This is a genomic window from Desemzia sp. FAM 23988 (assembly GCF_045528365.1).
Classification (GTDB): Bacteria; Bacillota; Bacilli; order Lactobacillales; family Carnobacteriaceae; genus Desemzia.
Genome location: NZ_JBGQQS010000016.1, coordinates 1 through 15,767 on the forward strand (window position 1 = coordinate 1; position 15,767 = coordinate 15,767).

At 32.4% G+C, this 15,767-nt stretch carries 19 protein-coding genes and 1 pseudogene; 5 read left to right on the forward strand and 15 right to left on the reverse strand.

All coding sequences use genetic code 11. The features are described 5' to 3' along the window. Nucleotides 1-293: 293 nt before the first annotated feature. The 6 genes from ACEN4L_RS09275 to ACEN4L_RS09300 form a co-directional block, all read right to left on the reverse strand. Nucleotides 294-494 (reverse strand): hypothetical protein, encoded by a 201-nt coding sequence (locus ACEN4L_RS09275; RefSeq protein WP_407096833.1) that lies wholly within the window; start codon nt 492-494, stop codon nt 294-296. A 516-nt stretch (nt 495-1,010) separates the two neighbouring features. Continuing rightward, nucleotides 1,011-1,424 carry a hypothetical protein gene (locus ACEN4L_RS09280; protein WP_407096832.1) on the reverse strand — a complete coding sequence of 138 codons (414 nt, stop codon included), beginning with the start codon at nt 1,422-1,424 and terminating at the stop codon, nt 1,011-1,013. A gap of 176 nt (nt 1,425-1,600) precedes the next feature. Continuing rightward, nucleotides 1,601-1,813, reverse strand: coding sequence for a hypothetical protein (locus ACEN4L_RS09285; RefSeq protein WP_407096831.1), 213 nt, complete (start codon nt 1,811-1,813; stop codon nt 1,601-1,603). 179 nt (nt 1,814-1,992) lie between these two features. Continuing rightward, nucleotides 1,993-3,468: a flotillin family protein gene (locus ACEN4L_RS09290; protein ID WP_407096830.1), complete on the reverse strand. Its 1,476-nt coding sequence runs from the start codon at nt 3,466-3,468 to the stop codon at nt 1,993-1,995. Nucleotides 3,469-3,510: 42 nt separating this feature from the next. Continuing rightward, entirely contained in the window at nt 3,511-4,089 is a 579-nt protein-coding gene (locus tag ACEN4L_RS09295) for a hypothetical protein (protein ID WP_407096829.1), read from the reverse strand. A gap of 235 nt (nt 4,090-4,324) precedes the next feature. Next, nucleotides 4,325-4,606, reverse strand: a complete 282-nt coding sequence (locus ACEN4L_RS09300; protein WP_407096828.1) for a hypothetical protein — start codon at nt 4,604-4,606, stop codon at nt 4,325-4,327. Between the two features lie 331 nt (nt 4,607-4,937). Between ACEN4L_RS09300 and ACEN4L_RS09305 the strand changes: the two genes are divergently transcribed. Continuing rightward, entirely contained in the window at nt 4,938-5,690 is a 753-nt protein-coding gene (locus tag ACEN4L_RS09305) for a class I SAM-dependent methyltransferase (protein ID WP_407096827.1), read from the forward strand. Nucleotides 5,691-5,861: 171 nt separating this feature from the next. Here the strand turns inward: ACEN4L_RS09305 and ACEN4L_RS09310 are convergent, their stop codons facing one another. From ACEN4L_RS09310 to ACEN4L_RS09330, 5 genes are all read right to left on the reverse strand, one after another. After that, complete coding sequence (locus ACEN4L_RS09310; RefSeq protein WP_407096826.1) at nt 5,862-6,146, reverse strand: DUF5316 family protein; 285 nt, start codon at nt 6,144-6,146, stop codon at nt 5,862-5,864. A gap of 457 nt (nt 6,147-6,603) precedes the next feature. Beyond that, on the reverse strand, nt 6,604-7,005 hold the full coding sequence (locus tag ACEN4L_RS09315; RefSeq protein ID WP_407096825.1) for a hypothetical protein: 402 nt from the start codon (nt 7,003-7,005) through the stop codon (nt 6,604-6,606). Between the two features lie 547 nt (nt 7,006-7,552). Beyond that, on the reverse strand, nt 7,553-7,834 hold the full coding sequence (locus ACEN4L_RS09320) for a type II toxin-antitoxin system YafQ family toxin (protein WP_407123608.1): 282 nt from the start codon (nt 7,832-7,834) through the stop codon (nt 7,553-7,555). Next, complete coding sequence (locus ACEN4L_RS09325) at nt 7,831-8,130, reverse strand: type II toxin-antitoxin system RelB/DinJ family antitoxin (RefSeq protein ID WP_407096824.1); 300 nt, start codon at nt 8,128-8,130, stop codon at nt 7,831-7,833. The genes ACEN4L_RS09320 and ACEN4L_RS09325 overlap by 4 nt, the downstream gene beginning before the upstream one ends. A 236-nt stretch (nt 8,131-8,366) precedes the next feature. After that, nucleotides 8,367-9,566, reverse strand: coding sequence for an aminopeptidase (locus tag ACEN4L_RS09330; RefSeq protein WP_407096823.1), 1,200 nt, complete (start codon nt 9,564-9,566; stop codon nt 8,367-8,369). 349 nt (nt 9,567-9,915) lie between these two features. Here ACEN4L_RS09330 and ACEN4L_RS09335 point away from each other — a divergent pair, with 349 nt between their 5' ends. Next, nucleotides 9,916-10,380, forward strand: coding sequence for a hypothetical protein (locus tag ACEN4L_RS09335; protein WP_407096822.1), 465 nt, complete (start codon nt 9,916-9,918; stop codon nt 10,378-10,380). Between the two features lie 92 nt (nt 10,381-10,472). Here ACEN4L_RS09335 and ACEN4L_RS09340 read toward each other — a convergent pair. Next, nucleotides 10,473-10,862, reverse strand: a pseudogene (locus tag ACEN4L_RS09340) (DUF2441 domain-containing protein); the annotation flags it as partial. A gap of 78 nt (nt 10,863-10,940) precedes the next feature. Then, a complete protein-coding gene (locus ACEN4L_RS09345; protein ID WP_407096821.1) occupies nt 10,941-11,117 on the reverse strand; it encodes a hypothetical protein in 177 nt (58 codons plus the stop codon). A gap of 373 nt (nt 11,118-11,490) precedes the next feature. Here ACEN4L_RS09345 and ACEN4L_RS09350 point away from each other — a divergent pair, with 373 nt between their 5' ends. Together ACEN4L_RS09350 and ACEN4L_RS09355 are read left to right on the forward strand one after the other, a co-directional pair. Further along, on the forward strand, nt 11,491-12,054 hold the full coding sequence (locus tag ACEN4L_RS09350) for a hypothetical protein (RefSeq protein WP_407096820.1): 564 nt from the start codon (nt 11,491-11,493) through the stop codon (nt 12,052-12,054). 152 nt (nt 12,055-12,206) lie between these two features. After that, entirely contained in the window at nt 12,207-12,464 is a 258-nt protein-coding gene (locus ACEN4L_RS09355; RefSeq protein WP_407096819.1) for a hypothetical protein, read from the forward strand. A gap of 474 nt (nt 12,465-12,938) precedes the next feature. Here the strand turns inward: ACEN4L_RS09355 and ACEN4L_RS09360 are convergent, their stop codons facing one another. Next, entirely contained in the window at nt 12,939-13,586 is a 648-nt protein-coding gene (locus ACEN4L_RS09360) for a helix-turn-helix transcriptional regulator (RefSeq protein WP_407096818.1), read from the reverse strand. A 341-nt stretch (nt 13,587-13,927) separates the two neighbouring features. Here ACEN4L_RS09360 and ACEN4L_RS09365 point away from each other — a divergent pair, with 341 nt between their 5' ends. After that, nucleotides 13,928-14,308 (forward strand): hypothetical protein, encoded by a 381-nt coding sequence (locus ACEN4L_RS09365; protein ID WP_407096817.1) that lies wholly within the window; start codon nt 13,928-13,930, stop codon nt 14,306-14,308. 786 nt (nt 14,309-15,094) lie between these two features. Here ACEN4L_RS09365 and ACEN4L_RS09370 read toward each other — a convergent pair. Continuing rightward, entirely contained in the window at nt 15,095-15,697 is a 603-nt protein-coding gene (locus tag ACEN4L_RS09370; RefSeq protein WP_407096816.1) for a hypothetical protein, read from the reverse strand. Nucleotides 15,698-15,767: the final 70 nt, after the last annotated feature.

Genomic DNA, 15,767 nt, shown 5'->3' on the forward strand with positions numbered 1-15,767 from the left:
CCTCATTTCAGTAAAAGTGCAAGGTTTTGTTTAACATCCTATAAAAACCCTTGCATCTATTATATCAATCATTAGTTGTAAAAGGCAGCAGAATAAGCATAGTTTATTATTCAGTAGACATTAATTATATATGATTTTTTTAAAAATAAATCGGTACAAGAATCATGAAAATGACCTTTTAGTAGCATTCTTCTAAATAAGTAATCCAAATAGCTCCGCCACTTTTATTGTGGAGGAGCTATTTGCATTGTTTGAGACTATGCTGACTAATACGTTAAATCACAATTAAAAAACTAATTTTTTTCTTTATTTCTTCCTCTGACTCTAAAAAGTTCAATTAAAGTTAGTGCTATAGCGGTATATAATCCTCCACCGATAAAGCTTTTATTTACGAGATATTCTATTGATATACCAATACAGCTAGAAAATACCATTACTAGTATGACATGAGCATAAGGGTGTTTATTGGAAAATTCTTTATAATGATTAAGCATAAATTCCTCCTAATCTATACAATTAATTAATTTTGTGTTTAGGTATAACCACTTTTCTTGTTGCATCGTATCCTGGTCTTACATAAACTCCTACCCATTCATTTCTACACTGAGTCCAATCGTCCCAGTTATATAAGCATTCGCTTTGTAAAGACCAATGTTAATGGCACCAGTTAGAACACATGTAGCAACAACTATAAGTATACTCCGAAACTCACCATCTATAAAAAATTAGGCGTGCTACTCTTGCTATTTTAATATTTTTTTATAAGCTACTGCATACTGCAACTGAACCATCTTCATCATATTTATAACTGGTTCATCAACTTAGATATCATTCACTATTCCTAGCACCATAAAATCCGGGAGCACTCTCATATCTAATATTAAGCGATTTGTTTCTACTCTAAATTTTCCACAACTATAGTTAACATTTCATAGATTGACAAATGAAATACTAAAGCTAAATTATAAAAAGCGTCAAATAACTACATGCAACTTGAAGACAAATGCAGATTAAGGAGAGAAACCGTAAAAAGTTAAGATAAAAAGGGGATATCCTAGAGCAATTATTCCTGTCAATATAACGATAGCTCCAATGATTATCACATATTTTAAAAAAACTAAATAGATATCTGCGTTCATTATTAATTTTCTAAACAGCAGTATCAAAACTACTCCCAATGGGATAAATAACAAAAAATATAATGTAGCTAAACCGTTATAGTAAATGTTTATTCCTTGATTAGGCAAAGATGTTTTGAAAAATATAGAAAAGCCCAATAGGAATGCGATAAAGATTAAATTGACTACAACAGAGTAAATACGAAACTGCTTTTTGTATTTACTCGATAATTTAATGGCAAAAGAGATTAAAACGTATATTGCAGAGATTACGACTGCAACGACAATATTCAATGGAAACTGCATGTGGATTCTCCTTGTCATATCTAGAAATGGGTAATCCCTCTAAATATGAATTTTTTAAGATATATATAGTTAGTAATTTCTTCAAAAAATTTTTGCTCCTTTGTAAATGAGGCGCCAATTTTTTAAAATGAAGTGATTTTTCACACAATGAACAAACGAATGTTTGAACTGGATTTCTATAGTTTTTTATTATGCTGTTCATTAGCTTTTTTATTGCTTATATTTCCGCCTATAATATCAACAAGTAAAATAGTTATGAATATAACCACAAAGCTAATAAGAAAATTTAACATAGCATTGGAACTTATTGGATTGAAAAATACGTCCTGAATAAATACAACAATAAAAACTGCAATTCCAGTCACAATACTTCTAGTTATCTTCGACAAATAATCAACTCCTTTTAGTTTACGTTATCATACGCGTAATTTTTTATCGAACAAAAATAACCAACCAAACTTTAAAAAAATGATTCAAAGTTTGGTTGGAGACTGCAGGAAAATTTTATCAAGTCAATGTCTCAGTAAAAACCAGCCAATAAACATATTGAGCTCCGAACGTTAGGTTTTTATTCTACACTATCTGTGATGATCGGTTCTTCAGCCGCGGGACTTGTTTGACTTAATGTGTCGTTTAGATTGTTGATTTGACGACCCACATTCTTTGTTCCAGCAAATGAGTTTATTAGATTGTTGATGTCTAAGCCTGTTGCATCTTTAAAAGCTTCTTGAGAAGCGGTTAATGTGTTTAAGGCTGTTTTGGTAATAGCTGATGCTCCATTTCCGTTTCCGCTGTCTACCACTGTGATCTTGTCAATGTTGCTTAATGGTTCAGCTGCAGCCCGAACAATTGCAGGATAAGCTTCAATTAGCAAGGTTGCAATGGCTTCATCACCATATTGTTTCAAGGCTTCGGCCCATGCTGTCTTGCTATCGGCTTCAGCTTTACCGATTAAACGAATACTTTCCGCTTGAGCCATACCGTTTAATTCGATTTCTTTGGCTCTCGCTTCAGATTCAGCGATGGCTCTGTTTTTGTCAGCTTCCGCACGTTGCTCAACAGAGTAACGTTCAGCATCGGCTTTTTTACGGACAGTTGCATCGTATTCGCGTTCTTGTTTAATGGTCTCTTTTTCTTGCAATTCGATTTGCTTTTCACGTTCAATAATTTGAGCGTTACCCTCTTCAATGATAACTTGTTTTCTTAATTCAGCTTTCTTTAAGTCATATGCACTTTCAGCTTCGGCTTTAGCGATATTTTGTTCTCTTCCATACTCAGATATGCGCAGACTTTTCACTTTTTCAGCTTGTGCAATCTCTGTTTGGCGTTGCAATTCAGCTTCTTGAGACAATTGTTCAGCTAATGCGCGTTGAATACGTGTTTCTTTATCCGCATTTGCTGTTTTGATATCTGCATCTCGTTTAACTTCGGCAATACGTCCTTGACCTAATGAGTCTAGGTAACCGTTTTTGTCCGTTACTTCTTTTACCGTAAACGATAAGATAACCAATCCCATTTTAGCTAAATCGCCAGAGGCTTCATCTTGGACATTTTGGTTGAATTTATCCCGGTTTTGATAAATATCTTCCACAGTCATACGTCCTAAAATCGAGCGTAAATGTCCTTCTAGGACTTCTCTTGCTTCGCTTTCCAATTGCTCGGTTGATTTACCCAGATATTGTTCCGCAGCGGTTGCGATATCTTCTGATGTGGATCCGATTTTAATAATAACGGTTCCGTCAACTGCGACTGGAACACCTTCTTCGGTATACACTTCCGGTGTACGAACGTCTAATTTAGACGACAGCAATGATAATTTATGAACGGATTGAATGATTGGCCAAACGAAAGTTCCGCCTCCGCTAACGATTTTCATTTTATTGCCCGTATTTGGGTCAACATACACGTTCTTACTGCCTAATGCTGTACCACTGATAATTAAGGCTTCTGCTGGAGAAGCTGTACGGTAACGACTGACTAATGCTACTAATAAAATGACTGCAATGACAACTGCGCCAATGGTTCCGAATAAGGTTGAATCCATGTGTAAATTCCTACTTTCTCGTATCAGTTTTTGATGGAGCGGTTATTTTTTTTGTTTCTCATTCCATGTTGGTGTTGGTTTACCAATGGTTTTAATGCTGTTTGTATAGGGTATTACATAAAGAATGTTGTCTTTGACGTCCATAATCAATACGTTTTTATTTTTTGGAATGTCGGTTATGCCGTCAGCATTATCATAGATTTTAGCCATTTTATTGACTCTCGTAAAACCAGTAGAGACGATGACTTCCCCTGTTCCATTTAGTGTAATCGGAACGGATACTTTCGCTTCTTTCCCCTCTAATTCATGGATCGAGGTAATGGTTGAATTTTCTGCGCGTCTCTTAAAAGGCAGTATAACGAGAATATTCATAAGCATAATGGCAATCATAACAGCAAAAAAGATACCCGCAAACAGCCAAATAGAAACTGTTGTAAGATTACTCACTAGAACCCCGTATGTAATGAAAAAAGTAATCATGCCTGTGACAAAGAAATCACTGATGTCGTAAAACCCGACACTGATAATATCTTTCAGGGGTAATGTCAAAATAGCTAATGCTATACATCCCGCAAAAGCTAATTGTAAGTACAGTGGGTCTTCTAAGATAGATGTCAGCACTTCATTTTCACCTCCTTTCAATGAGGGTTAATTCTGCGATACCAATTGAAGAAAAAATAACATTCTCTTCTTAATATTTAATATAAACCTTTTTCTGCTAAAGTATATAGTAAACTAATTATTTTTTATACTCGCTATCCTCTTAAAGTCGACAAATCTATTATCTATCTAAACTACTGGTATGAATAGAACGCAACGGTTTACATCATAGCAACCACTAGTTGCTAAAAGGCTATCAAATGGTTCCTTCATCATAAGTGTTGATTTTATACTCTAATAAATTTCGTACCTCATACTCGGTTATTTTATTATCAAGTTTTTGTAACCGATCTCCTAAATATTTTTTTGCGCTTCTTCCACATTTTTTTTCACGAAGCTGAACTAACGTAGAAAATTCAGTCAATGATTCAATAGAAAAATCAGGCTTAAATAAGCTTTTAACTAAGTAAATCCAGTTTAAATCATTTGTAGCGTAATCTCGATAACCACTATTATTACGTTGAACAGGAGGAATCACTCCCACTTTTTATCAGTTTATATGTTTATTATGAACCTTAAAGTTGACTCCAAGGCAATCATTTTGAATATTCTTAGTTCTTTTTGGAATATACGCTATTCTTCGAGAATTTCACGAACTTTATTTTTCATCTTTTCACTTCTAAAGGTAATTTATAAATTCCTTATCTGTAAAATATCTATTACTTAATAGTGAAATCAATTATTTTTAAATAACATTTCATTTATTTTAGGTTATAATAAGACTATTAGGAATTAGGAGGTGCTCTATTATGGGTATCAGAAACTTGAAGAACTCTTTGTAATTCAAAAGAATAACGAGGAGGAAAAATATGCAATCTAATTGGGAAAAGGAATTTTATAAAGAGCAATTTGAAATGATTCATTCAGGCGATAATCAACCAGAGGAGGCCTATTTCAAGGAAGTCGCTTCTCTGATTCATGAACAAGTCGGCAGGCCTTTTGACACGGTGTTGGAATTAGGCGCTGGCCGTGGCGAAGTAGCAAACGAAATGGCTCGTCTCGGGAAAAAAGTGACCACTATTGAATTGGTAGAGGAAATTAGTCAGTATGCGACTCTTCATGCGCATAAAAATGTTGAAGTCATGTGTGCTGATTTTTATAAGGTAAGTTTATGTAAACAGTTTGATGCTGTCTTATATCTTGATGGATTTGGTGTAGGAACAGACACTGAACAACTCCATCTGCTTCAGCGGATCAACGAGTGGATGACTGAAGATGGTTGTGCTTTAATCGACATTTACCAACCTCTGTATTGGGAGAAAATTAGTGGTATCGAGATGTATCCATTAAGCGGTCAAAATATTAAGCGAAAGTATGGCTATGATCATTCGAAGCAGCGAATGACCGACACTTGGTGGTCTACTGCTCATCCAGAGCAATCTTATACGCAATCTCTAGCTTGCTATTCTCCAGATCAAATTCATGCATTATGCGAAAAAGCTGGTTTTCAAATCGTAGCTTACTATCCAGGTGGAGCAATGAATTTCGAAACAGGTATGTATCAAGAGCTAACGACTTTGGATGAGTGCCTTTCTTATCGTATAAAGATAAAAAAGAAGTAAAATAGGATAAAAAATGCCTATAAGTTGGCTATAACAAGCCAACTTACAGGCATTTTTGTATTCTATTGTTTTTAAGAAGAACTAATAAGGTAAATAACTTTCATTTTATCTGACAAATCATCACTCATCACATAATAAAAAAATACTTTACTCTTTTTTTATTCTTGGATCTTAAAACAGCTCGATGTATATCATGACTAAGTAAAATGGCAATGCCGCTATTAACAAATTCCACCCTGTAAAAATATTTATTTTTGTTTTCTCTTGATTGGTAGCGTAGTTAGACCGTACTCGATCCCCACTTGCTAAAGCACCCGATAAAATGATTGCTCCAATAGTTAAGGCTGCGGCGATCCATTTGGTTACTTCATAAAAAGAATAATCCAGCAACAAGCTCCCTAAGTAACTCAATAAAATAAATCCTACTGAACCAACTAACAAATAGCTTTTTTTCATTTTTTCTCCGCCTCTCTCCTATGCTATAAATTTAAATAAATGACAACAACAAACTCACTATTTAATATCGCTTACTATAGAATTCTAGAAATAGGCAAAGCGCAAAATATATGATGCTATGCTTAATTTCAATAGACCTACAATGTTTGACCTAACTAACTGCAGCATATGTAATGACAGTAATTATAATAACAAATGAGATAGTAAACCATGCTTTATTTTTTGTACAATCTCGCCTGTACTTAATTTTTTCTATGATAGAAACGAGATTGAGGCAAAAAACGATTCCCCAAATTGGTATTGTCACTGCTCCAACAACAAGCAAAAAAGATAAAAACACTCCATCCTCTCCTATTCTTTAAAACCCAAATAGAAAAATTATTCAGATTTACTAATTAACATCTTAATTTAAAAGATATTAACGTAATCATAACACAATAATTACTATAAAATGAATCTATTCATAGCCCTCGTGATCAGGATAGAATGTTGGATCCTTAGAGATAGAGATCATATGGTGCATAGTGTCTTCTACACCAGGTTCAGATTGAAAATAGAAACTGTCATCCTCTAGTAAGGTAATATAAACATCTTTTGATTCACTTTTTAATGCATATACGTTATCCATAATTTTATGGCATTCTCCAGTATCAACATACTGATTATTAGTATGTTCATAAAACTTTCCTTCTTGAAAAATTAATTCATAACCTGTCCCAGTAGCGCCTGGTCCTTCACTAGATTGGTAATTTCCCCTCAAAACTAGACCTGGTTCATAAAAAGTGTAAGTAGAAAAGCGGCCTAATGTAAAAAACGCTACAGCGACTAAAAATAGAACGATTACATTTTTTCGTTTCATAGTAATTGGCTCCTGAATTCATAGTAGTAAGACTGTAAAATATTCGTAATTTATTCAATGGGTAAAAATACCAACCCACTCTAAATGGCAATTCTGTTTTTTACAACATGCAACACCATTTCCAAAACCTCCTTAATTTGAAATAAAAGTTATTAAGCATTATTTTATAATAAGTATGTTTCAAACCACGTTTTTAGGTGAATATTTTGCTTTCTCAATTGAAAAAATTTATTTTACTGACATAAAACACTTATATTAAATCCAATATACTCTAATTTTTATCAAATAGCTATATAAAATACGTTCGTTTTTTATTTTATTCACTATATTGGTTTATCTATTCTAGCATTGCTTTTTCCTCCAAAAATGCTCATAATAAGTATCGCTAGTGGGCATAAATGTATTAGTAGAGTTGACATAAGGAAAAAGTTAATACCAGTATTTTAGAGCAGTTCGCTGTCTCAACATTTGGCTATTAACAACGAAAAAGAGCAGTTGAATCATAATGACTTCAGCTACTCTTTCTATTTATTGTTTTGCTTTTTTTCTATTTAAAGATGTCAGAATGACTTCCTGTACGTTCAAATATAATTGTGCTTGAAGACTTATCGTAATAGAAAATTAAAACCCAGTCGCTATTTCTACCACCAATATGGATATCCCAACGTTTTGGACTTTGGTTTCTTGGTTCCAAAGGATGCAACTTATATTCTTCTCCTAACTCTTTTTCTTCGACGAGAAGAGTCATTGCTTTTTCTAGATTATCAATTTTCTTTCCTTGCTTGATTAATTTTTTTGAAATCTTTATCGAATCTCTTAGTTGTTCTATAGTTCAGCATTATTATCTTCCAATATAACTTCTTTTTTCATGCGAGAAAAATAATCTGTTAAAGACTCGTCATTTTTTTCAATATCATTTTTCAATATACTTTCAGTTTCCTGAAAGGCTGTAATAGTTTCATTATTAGGTTCATTTTCAATTGTTTCAATTTCGAAAGGGAATTTACCAGTTTTAACGAAACGTGTCAAAAATATTTTTACCGCAATAGCAGTATTCATACCAACATCATCAAACATTTTATCTGCTTCGTCTTTTAAATGATCATCCACTCGAATGTTAGCCATTTTTATCGCCCCCTTTTATTTATGTATACATTTTAACATATTAGTATACATTTGTAAACGACACATCCTTTTTACTTGATTTAATATGCAGAGTTAGTAGAGATTATCATAATGACAAATAAGGTGATAAACCATACTTTATTTTTGTACGAACCTGTCTATATTATACCAAGAGTGAAATAACCTTTGGTATAAAAATTGGCTCTACTAATCACAGAATATAAGCAAATATTGTATTAGATTTGCCACTCGCCATTTCTCATGATAAGAGTCTCCCCATCGTTTACTAATCCATACACATTCATCGAGCTATCACCAATCATAATGTCCTCATGAATCGCTGACTTGTTCATACCTAACTCCTCAAAATTTTCATCAGTAGCTGTTGAAATATTATTTAGATAGGCTTGCCCCAGTGCAATATGGCAAGCTGCATTTTCATCAAATAAGGAGCTTTTAAAAGTGATGCCTGTTTGAGCAATACTGGAGCTTTCCGGAACAAGTGCAACCTCACCCAACATTCCAGCTCCTTCGTCAGTATCAAGCAAATCCAGCACGACTTGGTCTTTTGGCTCGATACTTGTAACTTTCCCATTCTCAAAGAATAACCTTAAATCTTGAATAGTCTTTCCTGCTAAAATAAGTGGTTTTGTAATAGTTACATACCCATTTGCTTCATATTTATTGGGCATCGTCCAAACTTCTTCAACAGGAATATTCGACATAAATAACTTCCCATCCTTAGTCTGTTCTGAACCACCTAACCACACATGATTCTTAACTAGTGAAACAGTTAAATCGGTTTTATCACTTACATATCGGATGGCTGAAAATCTAAAATTATTCAGCTTTTCAGCTTTATTTTTCAAAGCAGCATCATGTTGTTTCCAAGCAGATACAGGATCCGGTGTATTTGATTTAGTGGCGTCGTAAATGTAATTCCATAGCAGCTCTACCGCTTCATTTGGAGATGTTTCTGGAAACACTTGAAGTGCCCATTCTTTTGTCGGAGCATTCACTACTACCCATTTATTGTGATTCTCCATCCCATAAGTTCGCCGCGGACTCATCGCCATCAATTTGGCTCTATTGATGATTGAAGCTCTTTTTATCTCTTCTGATTCCCCACCAGAAAATCTAGGAGCCACTATTGTGATAGTCGAATAGCCAGCATACGCATAATTCAGCTCATTTTTGACAATGGACTTTGGAAAAGCTTCTAAAAATTCATCCTCTAGATAGCGTGCTTGATTCTTTTCGATTTCCGAATCTCGTAAATCAAGTACGACATATTGTGCTCCACTTTTGTACGCTTCTTTTGTTATTTCACGAACTAAAGGCAAATGCTCAGGAGAAAAGTTAATTTTTACCAATTCCCCTTTTTCAACTGCAATGCCTATATTGACAATGATTTTGGCATAATTATTTAAGTACATAACTTAGACACGCCCTCTTTCTTAAAGTCCCGACTCTTAAAAGTCCTTACTAGACTAATTCAATAAATTCCATAACAAATTAAGTAAATAGGCAAAAGCAGCTCCATAAATAAGCCATTTCCTGTTCTTCAAGTTTTTCTTAATTCTCTTGATTAGTTTGTTAACAAATATAGGTTCCATTATAATTCTCCCGAGTTGATATCTTTTAAATTTAAATATCTAAGTTTTATTTAAAAAATGAGGTTATGAGCGCTTTAAAAAATACTCTATGTTAAAATTTTTGTATACAGGTGGTAAAGACAGCTTTATTTTAGCGTATAGTTTATAAAAGAAAGGATACAGATGCATCATGAAAAAATTCAAAAAAATCTTTCTCAGTATAGGTATACTTGCCCTTATATGTATAGTCTTTATTTTTATTTGGAATATTTTAGACGAAGACATACACAATCCAAATAATAGCTATCGTCAATCTGGTACTTCTATGACAGCGCATCAAATACGAATTGACGACTATTATGCGGTAGAATCTATGTCCTACTATTATTCCATATTGCGTTATGATAATCATGATGGAGATTACATAGATTATACGGATTCACTTCATATGGTAAATTGGGATGAGAATTATATTGTTGCTTCATGTAGAGTTGATCAACTTTCTTCTGACTCTGAATTTTATTATCTAATAGTAGAGAGAGATACGCAAGATGTGTCTCGTTTTGATTCGATTAGTGCATTTGAAGAGGCCATGAACGAAAAAAATATTGATCTGGAGTTAAAAGAACGGCAAGAATTCGACTGGTACCTTTAAAGAGAAAGCAGCTCATAAGTAATATTGAAAGAGTTTCTTTCTTTTTTAGTAGTTGATTTTCTCAGGACTATTCTTCATTAATATATACAATTCTATTGAAAATCCTCAACGATTTCTACAACTGTTATTTCCCCACTGATCAATACTTCGGAAAGGTTACTTTCATCAGACGAGCTCCAATATTCTTTAGCTTGATCGATTTTTTCTAAAAAAGAAAAATTTTCTAAGGTTGGCAATAAAGATGTATTACCTTTAAAAATTGATCCGATAGTTTCTAAACTAACTACTTGAAGAACACTTCTATTATAAGACTCAAATAACTTTTTCCATTCGAGCAATTCTTCCAAAGTGTTAGTACCATATAAACATTCGAAACTTGAGAGAAGCATTGGAAAGTGCTCTAATCTGACCATCTCAGTAATTACTTCTCTTAAAGCTCTGTAAATATGAGAAATAGAAATTTTTAAAAATTCTATCTCTTCATTATTAACTTTTGTATCTAAACGGCTGTTTAGTCATTTCGAAAGGCTTCAATTTCTAATCCAATATATCTTTTCGTATTATCCAAATAAAGTGTATAAGAAAAAGGTTACGATTAATAAAAGAGTATCTTTCCAACTTGTTGAGTTCTCTTCATCAAAAGCATCCTCTTTCAAAAGTCTTCTTGTTCCTTCAACTAGATTAATGTAAGAAATATTTTTCTTTTTTAGCTCTGTCTTGATATTTTTCTCATTCATTCTATTGCCTTCTTTTTTAAAACATTCGTTTTTTTATGTTACACAGTAAATTATAGAATTAACAAGATTAGAAATCAATTAAAATTTTCTTGCGATGTTATTGAAAATACCCCTGTTTTGTAGAGCGCTTTCTGTTATAGAATGTTATACTGTATAAGACATTAGAACGAAGGTTATATAATTAAATAATACTCCTGCTTTCTTTCCTTGCCCGATACTTTAATTGTTTTTTTTTTAAGTAGCACAAATTGACTATTTATTTTAAAGGAACTCACATGAAAAGGATAAAAAATATAGGATTGGTTTCTGTTACATTTACCTTGTTTTTAACAGGTTGTGCCGGACAAATAGAGGCAGACGAAAAAAACAAACTTTGTCTACTATTGAGGAAGCGAGCCAAAACATAAAAAAACTTGAAAATGCTAGATATTTGTATTCAGCATCACAAGATATAGGAAAAAATAACAGTAAGATTAATAGTGAAGGTATTTTTGTTAATATCGGAAATGAAATTATGTGGCATACTCAGACCGTATTAGGCCAAGCTGACAATGAGACTCGAATTCTAACAGAAGATTTCCAAAGATCTGGAGTACTTTATCAACGATTTGGACTAGTAAACGAAAAAAATGAATATCTTGAAGAATTTCTTACGCCAGAATGGGAAATTATAGCTGAATGCGTCAATCGTTCTCTTTTATATTTAGATGAAGTGTATGAACTTACCTACACAGAAGACTACAGAGATTCTGTAATGGAGATGACTATTGAAAAGCTTGAAGCAGCCTTAGAAAATCAGAATTCTGAAACTGGAGATGACTTTTACATATCTTCATTGAAACAATCTATCAACAAGCAACAAAACACAAAATATACGAATAAAAAAGTTCTGATGAAAGTCAACGAAGAAAATACATTTGTTTATGTACTTACATAAGACTCATTCGATTTATCTGTAAACGATGATTGATGATTGCAATGACTCTTCTATTGGAATTGATGTTGATATTTAATATTACGTACAATGGTTCCAGCTATACTCTGAACCAACCTCTATTGACTAGAAAATTTAAACAAGGAATTCATTTTATGAAAAAATATATTTTACTATTTTGCCTCATGTTTCTTTTTCTATTAGCTGGGTGTTCTTCTATCTCTAAAACTGAATCTGAAAAGTTGATTGTTGAAGAATACAGTAATCACTTAGGAACGGCTAAAACCATTTCAACAAAAAAGGAGAACGATGATTATTATATTGAATGGGAAAACAAGGAAGATAAATACAGAGGAACAAGCAAAGTTTCGTCTGATGGAGAAATACCCATTATTTATGCAGAGATTGAATAAACTATATTTTTTATTATCTTATTAAAATACAAACAGTCTTTCCTAGCTTACCGTCGTAAAATGAACTAAACTATTAGATAGTATGTTAATAATGAAGGAGGCACATTATGCAATTTATACAAACAATGATAGAATTTAAATGGCCCATATTGTTAGTAGAAGCCATATTTTTATTGGGTGGATTACTTCTCATAGTTAGTGGAATCAAAATACGAAAACAAAACAAACTTTCTGCTGTAGTCAGTTTGTTTTTAGGCATCATCATTACATTGGTTTCCCTCTATATTCTATTTATCACATTCATACTTGGATATAATTCTTGATTATAGTTTCAATTTATATTTATCTTGAGTTTTCCCCTCTAATTTATTTCTATAAACAGAATAAAAAAAACTAGAGCAGCCAAAAGACTTTATTTTCTTTTGGCTGCTCTTGGTTTATGTACAAGTAAAATGTCATGCCTCTGTCCAAAGTTTACTCAGTCTTTACGTAAATTGTTTTTATATCTGAAGAATTGAAACCTCTTATTTCAATTGTTTCAACTTCTTCTGGATAGTCCTCTAGAATATCAAGATTTACAGGTATGGTTATCGCCTCACGGTTGTTACTTGATAAAGTATAACTTTCATAGACTTGAAGTGATATAATGTTGTCTGCTCCGGTAGTTTCTATCCAATAGCCGCTATACTCTTGAAAACTATCAGGTTTGAAAGTAACAAATATTTGGCTTTCGGAGTTTAATTGTAGTCCATTTTTCTTAACCGTTACGTTTTCTATCTGATTAGGTGTAACCACTAAGCTTGCATTCCACAATTGATACCCTAAAAACAAGGTAATTGGAATAAAGACCAATAACAAGACTATAATCCAACCTTTTCTTTTTTTGCTGTTTTTTGTTTCCTTTACAATGTTTTCTACTATTTGGTTGTCCTCCCTAAGAATAACGTCAAGAGAAATATCGTACAAATCACTTAAAGCGACTAGCATCTCTAAATCGGGATAAGTCCTATTTACTTCCCAACTAGATATAGTTGATCTAGACACATGCAGTATTTCGGCTACATCTTCTTGAGTCATCTCCTTTCTCATTCTTCCTTCTTTTAATTTTTCTCCGATCTTCATATTTTCTATTTTCCTCCTCTTGGTTACATCTAACTATAAAATTTTATAGCTAAATTTCAAGCTATGATTCCTACCACCCCTATTAAATCAAGATGTTACAATACGTCGCATTTTTTTGTAGTCACTTTGTGTTTATTATATCAATAAATAGAACAGAAACTGGCTACTATTTATTGCATCACAGTTATTAAATGTTCATTATTCATCAGCAAGCCTTAGATACTCAAAGTTAGATAAAAGTGTTTTCTGTTAAACATGCTTTTAGTCTTTTTTTTGTTATGCTTTTATATAATAGAATCAATTTATTGTGCTACGCAAGTCTTATAGAAGGAGGAATAAACATGTCAGTATCCATTAAACGTAATACTGGTTGGTTTGGATCAGGATCAGCAATCGTAGTCAAAATAAACGGTGAAAAAGTTACTAAAGTCGCGAATGAACAACAAATAGAAGTTTTCTTCACAGAAGATAGAGCAGAATTGTTAGTCTCACAAACAAGCGGTAAAAGTAATGTAGTAGAAGTTAGTGATGGTGAAACTGTTGAAATAACAAGCACTAGATGGGCAAAGGTAAATCTTTTTTTACCCACCATTTGTATATTTTCTACTAATTTAATTTCTAGTTCAATGTTCCGTACGCTTAGTATAATCACTATAGTTATATTCTTTATAAGTGCAGCATTTTTAATGAAATATTTCCATTTAACAGTTTTAGATAAATGAACCAGAACTAGGTCTGCTTAGATTAATGTTTAGACTCTGGATATTTTTAATGTTTTTAGCATACTTATTTTATTGTAATTATCTTTCCCAAAACACATATAGCTAAGATATAAACTTGACTACCTTTGAATTTTAAAGTAAATAGGTTAATAAAAACAAGGATTCAATTTTTTAGACTTTAACAATATAGTTTAATAAATGCATAATATTTAAAGTATAATGAATATAAATCAGAAGACTTAAAAAAACTTTTTATGAGAGAGGCTGATTAAAATTGAGCCGTAAAAAGAAAAAGGTCTACCCGATTCTTTTATTATTCGGTGTAATTCTATATTTATATTTATTTGCGAATGGATTTGGAATCAATTACACTTACTACGATTTAAGAGTCTTCTACTCTGTCTTTTTTATCAGTATTTCTTTGTACTTAATCTATTTATGGAGGAATGATAAAATATAGTCAAATAGGTTCTTCTCTTACAGTTGGTCTATAAACGATAGAAAATAAAAGCGATCTTGTTCTTATACTTTTTAAATGCATAAGAACAAGATCGCTTTTTTATTTTATCGAAAAGCACCTAAATATGTATTAAATTGTATCAATTTTTGGTCACTGTTGTTAATGCTTAAAGTGGACTATGTTAAAGCTTGGACAATAAAGTCCATCAATATATGAATTGACCAACAAAAAAAGTCGATTCTTTCAATCGACTTTGATCTGTTTCTTATTCAACTAAAGTACCTTTAGTCGAATAAGAATTTTAGGATAATGAATTTACTTTCCGTTTATACAACAAATTCAAAACCAGTTTCCTTTTGAAATGGCGCTTTATATTCTTTAAAGACTAATTTATATTTAGATGTATCATCAGGTAACGCAGGAGATACAAGGAATCTAAAGGTTTGATTCCCCATAGAACCTCCACCTCCTTCGTTTCGACAATCATACTGAACGTCTGCTCCTTTAATTGAAAGTTCAAAATGGCTATCTTCTCGCTGTTGCCATTCGGAGATGTCATTAGTAGAGTTGCCATCAATATTTAAATGGACAATACTTGCATTCTCATACTGACGCATGAAAGTTATTGAGTAAAAATCGTCTTCTCTTTCAAAAGACTTTAAAATCGGGACATTTTTACGAAAACCTTTTGGTTCTACAACTGGTTTATGCACATCTTCGTAAAAGAAATTTGCAAAAACGCTATCTAGAAAGCTTTCATAAAAATGGTACTTTTTTGACCAGTCTGCAATATATTGTTTAGTCGGAAATCCAGGATTATTATTTGATAACTCTTTCCGTTGATTGATTAATTGACAAATTTGTTCATCTATCGTTACAATCCTTTCATCATAATAATCTGTTGGTGATTCAAATGACATTTGCTCCATACTTTTAGTCCTCCTAATTAAATAATAAGTATATCATAACACTAAAAAAGCGATTTCATTTCAAGGGGTA

Bases quoted from the DNA above. Each gene is read 5' to 3' on its own strand.
- ACEN4L_RS09275 (WP_407096833.1), bottom strand. From the start codon at position 494: ATGCTTAATCATTATAAAGAATTTTCCAATAAACACCCTTATGCTCAT.
- ACEN4L_RS09280 (WP_407096832.1), bottom strand. From the start codon at position 1,424: ATGCAGTTTCCATTGAATATTGTCGTTGCAGTCGTAATCTCTGCAATA.
- ACEN4L_RS09290 (WP_407096830.1), bottom strand. From the start codon at position 3,468: ATGGATTCAACCTTATTCGGAACCATTGGCGCAGTTGTCATTGCAGTC.
- ACEN4L_RS09305 (WP_407096827.1), top strand. From the start codon at position 4,938: ATGCAATCTAATTGGGAAAAGGAATTTTATAAAGAGCAATTTGAAATG.
- ACEN4L_RS09310 (WP_407096826.1), bottom strand. From the start codon at position 6,146: ATGAAAAAAAGCTATTTGTTAGTTGGTTCAGTAGGATTTATTTTATTG.
- ACEN4L_RS09315 (WP_407096825.1), bottom strand. From the start codon at position 7,005: ATGAAACGAAAAAATGTAATCGTTCTATTTTTAGTCGCTGTAGCGTTT.
- ACEN4L_RS09325 (WP_407096824.1), bottom strand. From the start codon at position 8,130: ATGGCTAACATTCGAGTGGATGATCATTTAAAAGACGAAGCAGATAAA.
- ACEN4L_RS09330 (WP_407096823.1), bottom strand. From the start codon at position 9,566: ATGTACTTAAATAATTATGCCAAAATCATTGTCAATATAGGCATTGCA.
- ACEN4L_RS09335 (WP_407096822.1), top strand. From the start codon at position 9,916: ATGAAAAAATTCAAAAAAATCTTTCTCAGTATAGGTATACTTGCCCTT.
- ACEN4L_RS09345 (WP_407096821.1), bottom strand. From the start codon at position 11,117: ATGAATGAGAAAAATATCAAGACAGAGCTAAAAAAGAAAAATATTTCT.
- ACEN4L_RS09355 (WP_407096819.1), top strand. From the start codon at position 12,207: ATGAAAAAATATATTTTACTATTTTGCCTCATGTTTCTTTTTCTATTA.
- ACEN4L_RS09360 (WP_407096818.1), bottom strand. From the start codon at position 13,586: ATGAAGATCGGAGAAAAATTAAAAGAAGGAAGAATGAGAAAGGAGATG.
- ACEN4L_RS09365 (WP_407096817.1), top strand. From the start codon at position 13,928: ATGTCAGTATCCATTAAACGTAATACTGGTTGGTTTGGATCAGGATCA.
- ACEN4L_RS09370 (WP_407096816.1), bottom strand. From the start codon at position 15,697: ATGGAGCAAATGTCATTTGAATCACCAACAGATTATTATGATGAAAGG.